This is a genomic window from Neobacillus dielmonensis (assembly GCF_000612665.1).
Lineage (GTDB): Bacteria > Bacillota > Bacilli > Bacillales > Cytobacillaceae > Neobacillus > Neobacillus dielmonensis.
In genome coordinates this window covers 126,347-141,438 of the sequence record NZ_HG942058.1, presented here as the reverse complement: position 1 = coordinate 141,438, position 15,092 = coordinate 126,347, and the positions used below count along the sequence as shown (strand labels likewise).

Annotated in this window: 13 protein-coding genes; 11 read left to right on the top strand and 2 right to left on the bottom strand. The window is 41.4% G+C overall.

What is annotated here, in order from left to right; translation table 11 throughout:
• Window positions 1-45: 45 nt before the first annotated feature.
• The 3 genes from BN2425_RS11130 (at window position 46) to BN2425_RS11120 (ending at window position 1,701) form a co-directional block, all read left to right on the top strand.
• Window positions 46-384, top strand: a complete 339-nt coding sequence (locus tag BN2425_RS11130) for a hypothetical protein (protein ID WP_042459000.1) — start codon at window positions 46-48, stop codon at window positions 382-384.
• A 149-nt stretch (window positions 385-533) separates the two neighbouring features.
• On the top strand, window positions 534-800 hold the full coding sequence (locus BN2425_RS23525; RefSeq protein WP_042458997.1) for a DUF1648 domain-containing protein: 267 nt from the start codon (window positions 534-536) through the stop codon (window positions 798-800).
• A gap of 445 nt (window positions 801-1,245) precedes the next feature.
• Window positions 1,246-1,701 (top strand): hypothetical protein, encoded by a 456-nt coding sequence (locus tag BN2425_RS11120; protein WP_042458994.1) that lies wholly within the window; start codon window positions 1,246-1,248, stop codon window positions 1,699-1,701.
• 202 nt (window positions 1,702-1,903) lie between these two features.
• Here BN2425_RS11120 and BN2425_RS11115 read toward each other — a convergent pair whose 3' ends face one another.
• On the bottom strand, window positions 1,904-2,533 hold the full coding sequence (locus BN2425_RS11115; RefSeq protein ID WP_042458991.1) for a class I SAM-dependent methyltransferase: 630 nt from the start codon (window positions 2,531-2,533) through the stop codon (window positions 1,904-1,906).
• A 311-nt stretch (window positions 2,534-2,844) separates the two neighbouring features.
• Here BN2425_RS11115 and BN2425_RS11110 point away from each other — a divergent pair, with 311 nt between their 5' ends.
• The 5 genes from BN2425_RS11110 to BN2425_RS11090 all read left to right on the top strand — a co-directional run bounded on the left by BN2425_RS11110 (window position 2,845) and on the right by BN2425_RS11090 (window position 7,334).
• Window positions 2,845-3,654 (top strand): GIY-YIG nuclease family protein, encoded by an 810-nt coding sequence (locus tag BN2425_RS11110; RefSeq protein WP_042458988.1) that lies wholly within the window; start codon window positions 2,845-2,847, stop codon window positions 3,652-3,654.
• A gap of 128 nt (window positions 3,655-3,782) precedes the next feature.
• Complete coding sequence (locus BN2425_RS11105) at window positions 3,783-4,019, top strand: hypothetical protein (protein ID WP_042458985.1); 237 nt, start codon at window positions 3,783-3,785, stop codon at window positions 4,017-4,019.
• A gap of 166 nt (window positions 4,020-4,185) precedes the next feature.
• On the top strand, window positions 4,186-5,208 hold the full coding sequence (locus BN2425_RS11100) for an alpha/beta fold hydrolase (RefSeq protein WP_235714612.1): 1,023 nt from the start codon (window positions 4,186-4,188) through the stop codon (window positions 5,206-5,208).
• Between the two features lie 225 nt (window positions 5,209-5,433).
• Window positions 5,434-6,414 carry a plasmid pRiA4b ORF-3 family protein gene (locus BN2425_RS11095; RefSeq protein WP_216628807.1) on the top strand — a complete coding sequence of 327 codons (981 nt, stop codon included), beginning with the start codon at window positions 5,434-5,436 and terminating at the stop codon, window positions 6,412-6,414.
• A 473-nt stretch (window positions 6,415-6,887) separates the two neighbouring features.
• A complete protein-coding gene (locus BN2425_RS11090) occupies window positions 6,888-7,334 on the top strand; it encodes a hypothetical protein (protein WP_154663493.1) in 447 nt (148 codons plus the stop codon).
• 27 nt (window positions 7,335-7,361) lie between these two features.
• On the opposite strand, the gene BN2425_RS11085 is transcribed toward BN2425_RS11090, so the two are convergent.
• The gene (locus BN2425_RS11085) at window positions 7,362-7,589 is read right to left on the bottom strand and encodes a helix-turn-helix domain-containing protein (protein ID WP_074433051.1); all 228 of its coding nucleotides are present in this window, start codon (window positions 7,587-7,589) and stop codon (window positions 7,362-7,364) included.
• Window positions 7,590-7,862: 273 nt separating this feature from the next.
• Here BN2425_RS11085 and BN2425_RS11080 point away from each other — a divergent pair, with 273 nt between their 5' ends.
• From BN2425_RS11080 to BN2425_RS11070, 3 genes are all read left to right on the top strand, one after another.
• A complete protein-coding gene (locus BN2425_RS11080) occupies window positions 7,863-10,604 on the top strand; it encodes a PD-(D/E)XK nuclease family protein (RefSeq protein ID WP_042458979.1) in 2,742 nt (913 codons plus the stop codon).
• A complete protein-coding gene (locus tag BN2425_RS11075) occupies window positions 10,601-13,852 on the top strand; it encodes a UvrD-helicase domain-containing protein (protein WP_042458977.1) in 3,252 nt (1,083 codons plus the stop codon). Before BN2425_RS11080 ends, BN2425_RS11075 begins: the two co-directional genes overlap by 4 nt.
• A gap of 76 nt (window positions 13,853-13,928) precedes the next feature.
• The gene (locus BN2425_RS11070) at window positions 13,929-14,918 is read left to right on the top strand and encodes a helix-turn-helix transcriptional regulator (protein WP_042458974.1); all 990 of its coding nucleotides are present in this window, start codon (window positions 13,929-13,931) and stop codon (window positions 14,916-14,918) included.
• Window positions 14,919-15,092: the final 174 nt, after the last annotated feature.

Genomic DNA, 15,092 nt, shown 5'->3' with positions numbered 1-15,092 from the left:
AATTTAGTCTAGCACTTACAGAGGGGTGATGGTTATTTAGAAAGAATGTTCGGAAGAACCATAAACAATATTGTAAAAGGTTACTTAGAATCAGAAGGGTTAGACGGAGAAACCACGATTGTCACAACAAAAATAAACGAATCTCTTTATGATACATATCGAGCGGAATCCAATATTGATATGTCGATAAGACAGTACATAGAAAAGTACAAGCCGGAATATATCATCACACAGATGATCGTCAAGGACACAGGCAATATAACACCCGAAACATTTAAAAATGTGATTACCAATATGTATCAAGAAACAGCCAACACCGCATACGAAGCACGGATTTATGTCATAAAAGAAAAAGACTATGAAAAAGTGAGAAAGGCTTCATAAAAAACACGGACCCCGGAACGGAAGATTATTTTAAAAACATGGTATCCGAACTAGCAGTAGTTTATGATGCCAATGGCTTTAACGGTATGTCCGAACATACATACAAGGATTAATAAATTGCTTTAATGGTGTTGGAAAGTTGTTATTAAATGACGTCTCCTAAACGAAAGGCGGGTATGAGTACGACAAACCAAATAAATGAAAAGCTACAAAAAACTCTCTTGGAGAAAGGTCTCGATTTAGTATCTGTCATTTTGATATTGGTCACTTTCATTTATATTTTCGTTTACTGGTCATCTTTACCGAATCAAATCCCAATGAGGTTTGATTCAGATGGAGTTGTTTCTCAATGGGGGAGAAAAAAAAGCATAAAAGGCCTTCCATTTTATTGGACTAATAGCTTGGGGAGTTTTTAGTCTTGTTGAAAGGTTTCCTCATAATATTAACTTGCGAATAGTCCGAAATGATGACAATGCAAAAGAAACGAAATATAACAGAATGATTTTGAACGCAATAAAAAATGTCATAGTCATTTGTCTTATTTATGCTAGTTGGAGAATGATTGAGAAGATTTAATATGGATCGTTTAGAAATTCCTTGTTTAAGTGAATCGAAATAGCTTTTTATAACATGAAAGGGAAACCTGTTTTAATTGGGTTTCCCTTTATTTTTGTCATTATCAACCTAATGTTGAACAGTGCAAATGTAGAGAGTAAAAATTATTGCTAATAAATTACCAATGCTAAATCAGTAATTTTCCTTTAGAATGACAATACAACAATACCTTGATCCCACGTTTAAGTTGGAGCAATTGGTAGTTAAGAAACTTTCTCTAAAAATTTATAAGGGGTTGTTGTAAATATGAGCTTTTTAGAAAAAGTGAAAAATGGTGTCAATAAAATAAGGGATGAGAAAGGAGTACCCATTTCCATTTCTCAACAAATGATCCATGAACTGATTAAAAAAACGGACAAAGTAAAAGAAACTTCTGTCGTTATCGCAGAGGATGGAATTACGATAACTGGAAAAACGGAAGTAGAAAAATTAATGATTAAAAAGGATATATCCTTTTTAATAAAACTTTTGCCGGTCAAAATGGAAAACAGGGAAATACATTTTAAAATTGAAAAGTTCAAACCTCTTAATCTAAACTTTTTGAATAAAAAAATCTTTCATAACCCACCGTTTTTATCATATGACGGGAATTTAATCAAAATGGATGTTAACGGTTGGGAGAAAGTAAAGAAGGTTCCATTTGGGAATATTAAGAACTATGAATTAACAGATGGAAAAATTACCTTATCAATTGGAATATAACTTAAACAAAAAAGCACTCAGTATTGTCTTATATCAATATTTCTGAGTGCTTTTTTGTAGGGTAAAGGTTAAATGTGTTAAACCTATAATTCATAGTTTTCTGTTTTCTACTCCACTTTAAAAGGCCTTGGGTGACATCTAAACAAGTAATGTCGCCTGGTAATAATAATGTCTATTAAACCTAAGCCTCTTTGAATCGTAGTTATAATCCTTTATGACATGTTACCATTAGAAAGGTAAATGGAGGCTTATCGTCATGGTCCTTATGTGGTTCCACAATTTCCGTAATTTCGGTCAGTCCATAATCCCCAAATTCTTGGTTAATCGAGTCGGTATCATAAAAAAACATTTTAACCCCGGCTGGAGTCTCATAATAATCTTTCCCCAATTGTCTTCCCTTTCCAAACATGGGGGCTTCTTTGGAAATAGTAGTAAAAGTCATATAGCCGTTTGGCTTTAGCTGATTATAGCAATCACTAATAAACTTTTTTCTCTCATCTTGATTCAATAAGTGAATCAAAGCGTAACAAAAAATTCCATCATATAGTTTGTTTTCAAAGGGCATATCGGTAACGGAACCATAAAAAATAGGAATAGTAAGCCCATTTTGCCTTGCCAAATCAATTGCTGTTTTGGAAATCTCAATACCAGTTACATCTATTCCATTATCAATAAAAACCTTTGCATTTCTGCCATAACCGATGCCAGGAATCAAAATATCCTTGACTTGCTTTTCAACGAACAAGTCCTTGGTTAAGATGGCGGAGTCTGAGGGTTCAAATCCCCACATTGTTTGATTTTTTATAAAGCTTGATTCCCAAAATTCTGTCATACCTCAATCTCCTTAAAAAAATTGCTTCACATTCTTAATTTGCTGTTTTTGTATACCATTCTATCTCATGTCGTATATAAAATCACAAAATTAATTTTGATATCCTTCCTTTTTGGTACCAGCCATATGTTTTGTGTCCTAAAGTCCTAAATTTTTCACATATTATACCAATATATAAGAATTATCTGTTATTATTGACTTAAACAAAGAAACCAAAAAATAGGTGAATATGGTCATGGAATTACTGGACTGGCCGAACAATAACAGGTTGACAATGAGAAATAAATGAAGCGACAAGGACGGGGGATTGGATGTACGAGCATCATTATGAGAAATGGTTAAGGGAACTTGGTTTGCTGCCAATAAACCATGATAACGAGAATTGGAAAAGCTTTAAACTAGTCCATGAAGTACCAAAAACTATAAACGACCGAGAGACTGTAAAGTCATTTTTAAAAAATGAAGTTGGCTTAAAAAGTGGACTATATGTTTATAAAAACAGTCAACAAGAGATTTTATACATAGGGAAGGCAAAGCTACTTTTAAATCGTTTGTACAGTCATTACCGGGAATCCTATGAACCAGTCCCGGGTGATAAAAAGGGGCGATGGCATCAGTTTTTTTCATCCAATCAAGGAGAATTGGAGATATTTTGGACAGAACTGAGTACCGAATCTGACAGGGGAATTATTGAAAAAATGCTAGAAGCTCTTTTGGAACCAACATTTATTCAGTTTGATCAAAAAGACGTCATTCAAATCGAGAAGATTAAGCCGGAAGTAAGCAAGGAATCTTCTTCAGCTCAAAGATATACCTTTTTCACATTTGGAAACGAGTTAATCGATAAGATTCATAGTGTACTAGGGGAGCATATTTCCTATCAAGAAAGAAACACGGGCGTAACATTCTATAGAGGAATGACCAGAATCTTAAAAATAAAAGATTCAGCTGCCAATTTAATTGTGGAATTTAATGTTCCTGTAGAAAAGGTAGAGGGCCTAACGATTCTAACCAAGAAAGAGGCCCAGCAAAAAAAATATGGGACATGTCAGTGGATTTATAAAGGAAAAAGTTTGGATACTGTCTTAAGGCTTGTTAATGAAGTAAAAGAAAAAATCTAAGGTGTTCATAGGAACAATAGCATGTAATTGGACAAGTCCTAGAACAACAGGTGAATTAGGGAAAACTTGCAAGTAACTATAAAAGCACCTTTGGGGGAATAACCTTGATCATCAACATAGGAGAATGAATGGACTGCAACAAGAAATTAACGGGACAAGGGTACAAAATCTATGAAGAAATCATTGTTGACGGCAGGGTAAGACAAACGGAAAAAGTGCTAGGTCTAGTCTGCGAAAAATGTAATAAAAAGCGATTTTCAGCGAATCTGATGGCCATGCTTCGCAGACTGCACAAAAGGAGAAAAATAAGAGAGAAAGAAGAGAAGGAAAAGCAGAGAAGATTGAAAAAGATAAAACTACTTTAAACTGGTTTAAATCATGCCTGGCAAAATGTTGTCAGGCTTTTTATGAGCGTACCGAGGCACTTTGAAGGGGGAGGTTCTGTGGGGGTGTTACTTGAATGAGTCCAGTTGGGTAGAGTAAGAATCTTATTCGAAACCTGTAAGATGTATTTATCTATGGGATGCCACTATGTACGTGGATTTATATTTTAATAGAAATGGGGAGAACCATTTGTTCACTAGAACTACTCTAAAAATCGAGGGTGTAAACGCTGTAGCTGAGTTAAGAAGGATTATTATTGGTGGAGTCGAGCAATGGATGTTAATTAGGGGAGATAATAGAAACAATCCTTTATTGCTATTGGTTCATGGAGGCCCTGGAGCCGCACAGATTGGTTTTAATAGACACTATCAACAAGAACTTGAAAAGCAGTTTATTGTGGTTAATTGGGACCAAAGGGGAGCAGGATTATCCTATTCAAAAAAAATCCCAGCGGAAACGATGAATATAGCTCAATTTCTAGAAGATTTACAAGAAGTATCCATTTTTTTGAAGAAGGAATTTCAAAAGGAGAAGATTTATCTTATCGGGCATTCATGGGGAAGTATTATTGGGATGTTAGCAGTCAACAACTATCCTGAACATTACTTCCATTATTTTGGAGTTTCCCAGGTTGTAAGTATGAGCAAAGCGGAAGCCTTATCATATGACCTTTTGCTGGTAAGGGCAGTCGAACAGAACCATGAACAAGCAATAAAAAAGCTAAAGCAAATAGGGAGACCACCTTGGGACCATTTAAAATCTGACAGAGTACATCAAAAGTATTTGGAGATATTGGGCGGTGGGATTTCTCATGATGGTAAATTGGTAAGGGATTTTGCAATGAAACTAATCAAGAGTAAAGAATATACACTATTTGACGTAGTTAGGCATATGAATGGTCAATTGTTTAGTATGAAAAAGATGATTAAGGAACTAAGAGAATTTGACTTAAGCAATGAGGTAAAAAAGGTCAAAGTTCCAGTGACGCTTATGATGGGGAAGTATGACTTAACGGTTCCTCACCAACCAACAAAAGAGTTTTTCGACCAGCTTCAGGCACCGCGTAAAGAATGGGTATGCTTTGAACAATCTGCTCATTCTCCTAACTATGAAGAGCAGGATAGATTCACCCAAGAAATTATTAGAACCATCAATAATCACCACCTGTGAGGAGTAGTATTTACACAACATGATTATTTTACCTTTTTATGTCGGCTCGATATAATTATGTTTAATCTTGCAAACCTTATGGGGGACTATCCTTATGTTAATACAATGTACAAAGAAGCTTTTAGACCAGCTGGGGATTAAAGGGGGAGACTGTGGCTGAGGAAAAACCCGTATTTTCCTAGCACGCAACTTATTACACTATATCGTAGAAAAACGGTTGTAGTGGTGAACGATTCAAATAGATATGTAATTGTTTTGTACGGACTGACAGCGACAAATCTTAAAAAAATTGATGATTGTATATTTGAAGGGATCCGTGAAACGTTGCGGGAAGAGGGAATAAAGGAAGAAATCATCAAAAGATTCCTTTTAGACTCTGGAAAAATGACTTTTACAATGACGAAGAACCGAACCACGGTGTCAAGGCTAAACAAGGCTTGCGAATCTGTTTATTATCATCAAGAATTATTGAATGAAAACACGATTTTTAGTACCGAACTAAGCAAGAGCGTTAGTCGCGAATGGGTTGGTGAAGGGAAAAACAGCTATATCCGTCCAAGAGAAGAAATGTATAAAGACCTAGAGAATTTTGCGGGTGAACCGATATTTAGCATGAGGGCAGCTCAAGTAAAAGTTACTCTGAAGCTTGAGAATCATCCTGTTTGGCGCCAAATAATGGTTCCACTCTATGGGACGTTTGCTAATCTGCATGAAATTCTCCAAACAGCTTTTGGCTGGAAGGATAATCATCTCCATGAATTTTATATTTTTGAAGAGGTTCCTGCTTCCGGATTGGGAGGTAATCATAATCTCTGGTTAAAGCCAATAATCAATCTTGTCTGTGATGAAAAGGCGTTTGCTTATCCTAAGGAGATTGAAAGGAAACTTGAAAAGGATGTCAAGCTATCAGATTGGATCCCGGCATATAGGAGGTTTAGATATACATACGATTTTAGTGATAACTGGGAACATGAGTTGGAAGTGGAGAAGGTAATCGATTATAAGGTGAATACTCCTATCTGTCTTTCTGGAGAGGGGAACATACCCCCAGAGGATGTTGGTGGAGAATTCGGTTTTGAGGAATTTCTTGCAATACTTGGGAACCCCACGCATCCGGAGCATAAACATATGAAACAATGGGGGATTATGCAAGGATACAAGGACTTTGATCTTGAAAGGGTGAATCGGATTTTAAAGAATAGATGAATGGGATATCCCGTCCGAGCAGTAGTGACAGCTATAAAAAACAGCATCAAATACGGTTAGCTCCGTTGAATAAAGGTCGCATGAAAGGAAAGCTATACCTTTTGTTATAAATTTCAACATATTAGTAAATGGCTCAACTACATAATGATTTTGCTGAAAAATGAAACTACTAAAAATAGCTGTTTGGTATAATGAAAGTGATAGTAATATATTAGAGAAAACTCCGAGAAAATAATTTTACTTTTATAATTAAATTCACGGCATTCCCTTGAAGTGATTCCCAATTAATAATGTAAGACAAAAAACTGTTAAGGAAAGGTTCTATGATCTGGTTATTACTGATTTTCATTCTATTTGCTTTTTTGATGGGATTTTTTCAGCTTCCTATTTGGCTTATGTCTAGCGTTTTGGTTTTTGTGCTTGTTTTTTTCATGGCTCGAAACCCTCTTTTATTTGGAAAAGATACTGAAAAAATGATGTTGTACCTGAGAAAATCCAAAGCACAATATCTGCAATTTCTTCACCACTTTTTGCAAGGGGATTTGTCGGCCGCGGAACATGCTGCTGGGAATATCCGTTCAAAAAAAACAAAACAAATTGCCCTCTCGATGCTTTTAATGGAGCGGAAACAATATGGTAAAGCAAAAGAGCTACTTCAAAAAATGGGCGGGCATAAGACAAAATGGTACGCTTTGTCGGATATTGCCATTAATGAAGGTGATGTGGGTGCATTCGAAGCAAATAGAGCGAAAATCTCAGACACTTTTTTTATAAACATGTTGGAAGTCGACCAGGCGGTTTATGCAGGGGAAAAGGAAAAGGCCGTTATGTTGCTTGAAAACATGATTCCTAAGCTACGAGGTTATAAGTTACTTTCAACTGCGCAATATCGTAAGCAAATACTTGAAGGAAGAGTCTAAATAATTGGGGGAGAAACGTGATAAAAATTAAAATGGAGTGTCTAACGACCGTATGACGCTTAGGATACATAAGTAAAATGTTCTGCCGATAATAGAAAAGATACTGGGCCGGAGGAAGTTTGCGGTCCTTTTTTTGTGTGTCAAACAGAATAAACAAAAAGTAGATCTTTTACCAATATATTGATTTCCCCAAATTCCCATAGATGCAATAATTGGAGATAACTTTTCATCTTGTTCAGGAAGGGAATATTCCACCTTCTTTGGTAGTGTATACTATACTTTGGACTTCACAATTCCATTTGCCTCAAGTTCCCTGGGTTATAACGTCAACATCGGAACTTAGTAGAGAATATTGTACACTCAAATAGAAAACAAACAATAATACTATTTTTTCAAAAGGTGTACTATTTTTGGTGCACCTTTTTGGCTAAAATGGAATCAGGGAATATTTGGGCGATTGGCAGGCATCATTGAAGTTTATCACCTATTGCTCAGGTGTAATTAAATAGAGAAGAGGAGGAACCCATCTTGAACATCATTCTAGGGTATTGGCTAGACTCTTCATCCTATCCGGATGCATTAGGAGATAAAGAGGCAGAGGTTGGTACGGTTGTAACAGGATTTAACGGCTTGATTGGCATTTTGGAAACCCAGTTAGGGCTTACTTCCCCTGAAGTCTCAGAAAACATCCGAATTGCCGAATGGCAAGAACTCATTCGGGTTCATGACAATGGAAACATGCCATTCTCGAAATCTTTCGAAACAGACTCATGGAATACGGCAAAAGAATTGCTGCGCCGCCGTGATGAGTTGATATTGGCAGGTTGGGACCCTAGCATCCATATGGACGGCAGCAAATGGCTGCAAACGCTAGCACAGCTGGAGTTGGCCAATCCAAACAAAACGAAGGGCTTTTCGGACAGAGTCCTGGCTTTGCTGTCGAAGTTACAGGAATCGGTTTCAGTAAACATAGATACAATTACAATGGTTGATGAAGATGAAACAATTTGGGACCCTTGGGCGATCCAATTGATTGATAGGATCAAAGCATGTGGTGTAGAAGTTCAAAAGCAGACCCCGACCTCAACAATAGAATCCGAACAAGGTTCATCATCAGACTTGGCCTTGCTGCAAAGTGTCCTATCCGGTGAAATATCTTTTGGACAGGCCCAGGGGGACGGAAGCTTACTTCTGGTCCGTTCTGAACAAGAATGGGATGCGGCCGACTATTTGATCAGTTGGCTTCAGGAAAACGGTACAGATAACACGGTCTTAATGAAAGGGGAGGGGTCGCTGCTTCTGGACGAGCTTCTCCACCGCAGGGGGATGCCGTCTGTAGGGGTGGAAACGCCGTCGAAATGGCGTGCTGTTCTTCAGGTACTAGCGTTAACCATTGATACCTACTGGGCTCCGATAAGAGTAGAGCGAATGCTGGAATTATTGACCATTCCGACATCTCCTGTCCCAGGACGGATTCGTTATAAATTGGCCCATGCCCTTTCTTCTTATCCGGGGATCGGAAGTCCGCAATGGATGCAGGCCATTGAGGAAGGCATCCGGATATCAGAGGAAAAGTGGATGGCGGAAGGACTAGATGAACAGGAACAGAAAAAGCGCAGGAAGAACCTTGAAGAAAAGCTCGATATATGGGTCCGTCATGAATATTACGATCCAAATGAAGGGATTCCCTATGAGAAACTAGTCCAAATTTGCCAGAAAGTCACCGAATGGGCCACGACGAATTACTCCATGACGAATGACCAGTTGTATGTCCAGGCGATCCGGCATGCCCAAGAAGTGGTTGAGGGTGTGAAATCGCTAGGTGTACAAAAGGTTACCCATTTACAGGTGGAACGCATCTTAGAATCCGTCTTGGGAGATGGGGCCAAATTACCTGATTACGGGGTGGAAGCATCCAAATGGCAGATGGTCCAACATCCGGGCCAAATCTGGGGACAAGCAGACACGGTCATTTGGTGGGGATTTGTTAAAAACATGTCGGGTCCAAGCGCCCGTACATGGACCTCACAAGAACGGGCCTGGTTAAAGGAACATGGCGTCCAATTGGCTGATGAGTCAGTCAGCCGGCAACGGGAAGCTGAATCTTGGAAACGGGCTGCACGATTGGCGAAGCGCAAGCTGATTTTGTTTGCACCGGCAAGGGTGAATGGGAAAGAAATCCCGATACATCCATTTTGGGATGAGATTCGCTTTGCTGTAGCCAATGATACTAGCACGGTCAGCAAAATAACCATCGAAGCGGACCGGCTGCGGAAACAACCCTCTCAGGACCCGATGAGCGAGGGATGGGAACGGGTGGCATTGAAACGGCGTCCTATACCGGACCCAATCAGAACATGGAATATTCCCGAAAATGTTGTATGGCCGCGTCAGGAAGAATCCGCCACCAGCTTTGAGAGTTTAATTGGCTGTCCGCTAAAATGGACTTTTCGATATGCGGCTAATATCCAGCCGGGAAACGTTTTGTCTTTACCAAATGAGTCCCGAATGCTTGGAAATCTGGGACATGCCATCTTGGAAAACTTGATTATGGAAAAATCAAGCTGGGGTAGAGAGGAAGTCAAAATTCGAGCCGGGGAACTGTTCGATGAGCTTTCACCATTGATGGCGGCCCCATTATTGGAACTGCAAAATAGTATTACTCGAAATGAAACTCGATTTAAATTGCAAAACTCTTTGCAGCAATTTTTCACCGTGCTGGATCACGCCGGTATCCAAATTTCCCATACTGAGCTGGAATTGCGCAAGTCATGGAAGGATGGGGTGGACTTCAAAGGCCGCTTGGATCTTGTCGGAGAAACCGGAAGCGGAAATAAAATCCTCTTTGATGCCAAATGGTCTAAATGGCCACGTAGCTATAAGGAGCGTTTGGAGACATTATCGGTGCAATTGACATTGTATCATTGGCTTTTGACTGACCATGAGGAGGAGGAACTGCCGGTCGCTTATTTCATGCTGCGCAGTGGTGATTTCTTCAGTTTGCCGCATGACGACTTTCCATCTGACTACCATGTGGAGGGCCCGTCGCTCCTTGAGTCACATGCTGTTTTACGAAAAGCGGTAGAGGATGTCTGGGCACAGCTGCAAACTGGGACCATTATCGCCCCTGGCATACCGGAAACAGAACAAAACAAAGATATGTACAGTGGGCAGGGACAGAGTTTTGAGCCGTTTGCCTCGGTGATTGACCCGCCTTGTACGTTTTGCGAATACCACAATCTGTGTGGTTTAAGGAGAGTGAAAAAATGAGCGGACAACTGAAAATGTTAAGTGCTGGTGCTGGGGCGGGTAAGACCCATCGACTGTCGAATGAAATTTTAGAATCTATCCGGAATGGGGTACCACCGGAAAACATTTTGGCGACCACCTTTACCACAAAAGCCGCGGATGAGCTCATCGAACGCGTCCGCCTTAAGCTGCTCGAAACGGGTGATGCGGTGTCTGCCGCCCGCATTCTGGATGGTTATGTCGGGACCATGAATAGTGTTTTCGGCCGTCTTTTGCGGGAATTCTCACTCGAACTCGGTCTCTCTCCTGAACAAAAAGTGCTGGCGGAAACGGAAGCTTCCAGCTTATTTCATAATATTGCCGCCGAAGTCATAGACCAATTCTATCGGGATTACCGCAACGTGTTTATCCGTCTTGGGTTGGACGATTCCGGTGATCAGGATTGGCGGAAAAATGTACTGGAGGTATTAAAACTGGCCCGTGAGAACGGCATGAGCCCGTCAGATGTTCAGGCATGCGCCGATTATTCCTGGGAAATCATGTCCGCCTGGCTGCCAGAGCCCCTTGGTGTCCCCGAATCACTGGATCAAGATTTACAGTCAGCACTAATCACCGCTAAATCCGTGCTGCCTGGCGGGGATAAAACCAAGAAAACGCTCGAAGCCGCCACGACGATTAAATGGGCGCTTGTCGATTGGGAGCGGTATGGTTTCATCACCTGGCAGCTTTGGGCGAAATTAAGCAAGCTAGCCCCGGGCAAGCAGAGCATGGAGGCCGTGTCGCCCATTCATGCGGCCGCTTCAGTCCACTACCACCACCCAAGACTGCATCAGGACATGCAAGCCGCGATGACGGCTGTATTTCATTGCGCTGCTGAGGCGATGGAACTTTATGCTAGGGAAAAAAGCAAACGAGGTTTCATCGATTTTACTGACCAGGAATCTTTGGCCCTTGGTCTGCTCAAAGACGATGAAAATCTGGAGGCTTTGAAAGACCGCATTTCGGATGTGTTCGTTGATGAATTTCAAGACAGCAGCCCTTTGCAAATGGCCTTGAATATGCAGCTGCGGGAAATTGCCGAGAGAGCCACATGGGTCGGGGATGTAAAACAGGCCATTTATGGTTTTAGAGGGACCGACCCCGAGCTGATGCAAACGGCTATGACCAGCATCCCCGATTTGGAAATCGAAGTGCTCGACGCCTCCTATCGCTCACGCAAGTCGTTGGTGGAATTTGTCAACAGCATCTTTGTGCCTGTCTTTGGAGCAAGAGGAATGCTAGCAGAGCGAATTGCCTTAGATCCCAAGCGGGAGGATCACCCAGGACAAGCCCTTGCGGTGGAAACATGGTCCTACCCCGAGTCCAGCAGTCAACCCAAGGATGCAGCCCATCTGGCAATTGGGGTCCAAAAAGTATTAAAGGAAAAGGACAGCTATAGGATTTACGATAAAATAACCAGGGAAATGCGTCCGTTAAGGGCAGGTGATATTGCAATTCTTTGCAGAGCCAATGAAGAGTGTGTCAAAGTTACCGAGGCACTGGCGAAGCTTGGGATCGCAGCAACGGTGGGAGAAAGCGGATTGCTGGAGACACCGGAAGTGATCTTTGCAGTTGCGGCCCTGCGCTATTTGGTGGACATAAACGATACATTAGCGTTAGCTGAATTACTGCACTTTTCTTCGGATGAATGGGGGGAAGGGCGCTGGCTTGCGAATTGGTTCGACCAGGATAAGAGGTCGGAACTCATCACAGCAGAGCCTATTATTCAAGAACTCGACAATGCTCGGACTAAAATTATCAAAATGAGTCCTTCCGAGGTACTCGATTTAGCGTTGGTTGTAGCGAAGGTAGATGAAGTGACTATCAGGTGGGGTAATGGCGATCAGCGCCTGGCCAATCTCGATGCACTCCGCAAATTGGCTGCAACCTACGAGGAGAAAGCAGAAACAAATGGAATTGCCGCCACGACGACCGGATTCTTATTATTCCTCGGCGGAGTGGAACAGAATAAAGAATTAAATCTGGTGGCGGAATCCACAGATGAAAATGCGGTCCGCGTATTAACGTATCACAAAGCTAAAGGGTTGGAGTGGCCGTTTGTCATCTTGAATTCGTTGGATAAATCATCCACAAGAAAAAAATTGCCTGTCTTTGACCGCGTCACCGCTGTCAGTACAACAGGCTTTAACGTGGAAGCCCCACTTGAGGGGCGCCGTCTCTATTATTGGCCATGGCCATACGGCAAACAAACAAGCAATGTTACACTCGATGCCTATACAGAACAGGCGCCAGAACTTCAGCACAGACAGCAACAGTTGGTCGATGAAAACCAGCGGCTTATGTACGTGGGCATGACCCGGGCAAGAGATTACCTGGTTTTTGCTGCGCGTGATTTTTCAAAAATTGGCTGGCTGAATGAGTTGACTGACCAAACAGGTAATCCGGTCATCTTGAACTTTGGTGTTCCCGCTGGAAATCAAGACCAATCTTCACAGGAAGACAGGGCAGGTAATGTGATCGTCAAAGGTCAGTATTTCCCTTGTAAGATAAGGGTGTTATCGATGGAAAAAGAGCCGGAGCGAGCAATTACACCTACTGTTGGAGCAGAAGTGGTTTATGTGGGAAAAAGGCAAGCTGGGGCACCATTTGTACCAGCCCGGTTTAGCCCAAGTGGACAAAAGCTTGACCCATCACAAATAGGGGAACAAGCGCTGCCAGAAGGTGAGACGCAGGCGGCGAAAATCCACCGAATTGGCAGTCGCCTGCCATTGTCCGGCAATCCTGATATGGCCGTACTTGGGGATATGGTCCATGCCTTTCTAGCGGCAGATGACCGCTCTAAGGAAAAGGCCAATAGATTGGCCATGGCTCAAGCTTTAAGGGAAAGATTTGGCATTAGCGCCCTTTCAGACGAAGCCATGCTGGAAGCCTCAGATCGTTTGGAGCAGTTTGTATGGCAGCAGTATCCAGACATGATTGCAAAACACAGCGAATGGCCAATCCACCTGCAAAAAGGATTGCAAAAGGCTTCAGGCTGGATGGATTTGCTCCTCGACACGCCAAAAGGATGGATCATAATCGACCATAAAACCTTCCCAGGAAAACAAGCAGACTGGCTATCAAAAGCGTCCAGTTATCTTCCACAGCTGCAAATTTATGCGGAAGCGTTACAGAAAGCGACCGGGCGTCCTGTCCATGAAGCATGGATTCACATGCCAGTTGTCGGGGCGATGATCCATTTTTCTCAAGGAGAATTAGTGGAGGATTAATTATTATGCCTGCCCGACCTCATTTAAATGGAACGGGCAGGGTATATAAACTTTATCGGAGGGAGACTTTTTTCATTTGGCGGAGATCCCAAATACAGCGATTATATTGGCACTTAGAAGGATTTTATTTGAAGAGACAGATGAAGAACACAAGTTGTCAGCTGTGGATTTAATTGAAAAACTGCAGCGGTCTTTAGCGACCAATGACGCAATCGATAAGAAACGGATTAAACGCTATATTGATTCTTTAAATGACAGTGGGTTTGAAGTACTTCAGGAAGAAGAGAAATACGGAAAAGTGGTTTATAGCCATCAATCCAGGTTATTTGAAACCTATGAGCTGCGCATGCTCGTGGATGCCATCCTGTCAGCCCGATTTGTGACAGAGGAACAGGCAAAAAATATTATCGGGAAACTAAACCAGCTGACCAGCAAATATATTGCCAAAACGCTGCCAAGCCCCATTACATACAACAAGTCGATGAACCACATTTATCATTTAACGAAGGTGTACATTGACAAAATCCATCAGGCGATTGATGAAAAACGGGTGATTTCGTTTAAATACGGAAGCTTCGGGATAGACCGTACTTTTGAGCTCAACCGCAATGGACAAGAATATCTTTACCATCCATATGGTCTCATTTGGGATCAAGGTTTTTATTACCTGATTGGCCAAAAGGATAACAAGGAAGGCTTAAGTAATTATCGAGTGGACAGAATGAGAGAGGTAGAGGTTTTGGAGCAGCGTTTCAAACCGAAAGATTATCCTATTGATGAATATCTGCATCTTAATTTCCACATGTTCTCCGGGCACGGAGAGTGGGTAGAGATTGCCTTCTATGATCATGGGCTGATCAACCCCATTATCGATAGGTTTGGACTGGATGCAGATATCAGGAAAGTAGATGATCATACGTTTATTTTAAAAACAAAAGCCATTATTGGTGAAGGCTTTTTTAACTGGCTGCGCGGATGGGGGAGCAAGGCTAAAATCATCTCTCCGCCAACATTGGTGGAACAGATGAGAGAAGAATTGCAAAAAATGAACCAGTTATATTCTTAAGGTGTGGGTGCTATTTTAGCAAACCGTTCTCTTTTAGTTTCGTTTGCGATTTCATATATCAATAGCAACTTCAGCAAATCAAAAAAATAGGGAACTTCAATTGAAGTTCCCACTTTTTATGTCAGTTTGTCCTTCTGCAAAGCGCCTGTTACTTTAGTATACTTTTTCACAAGG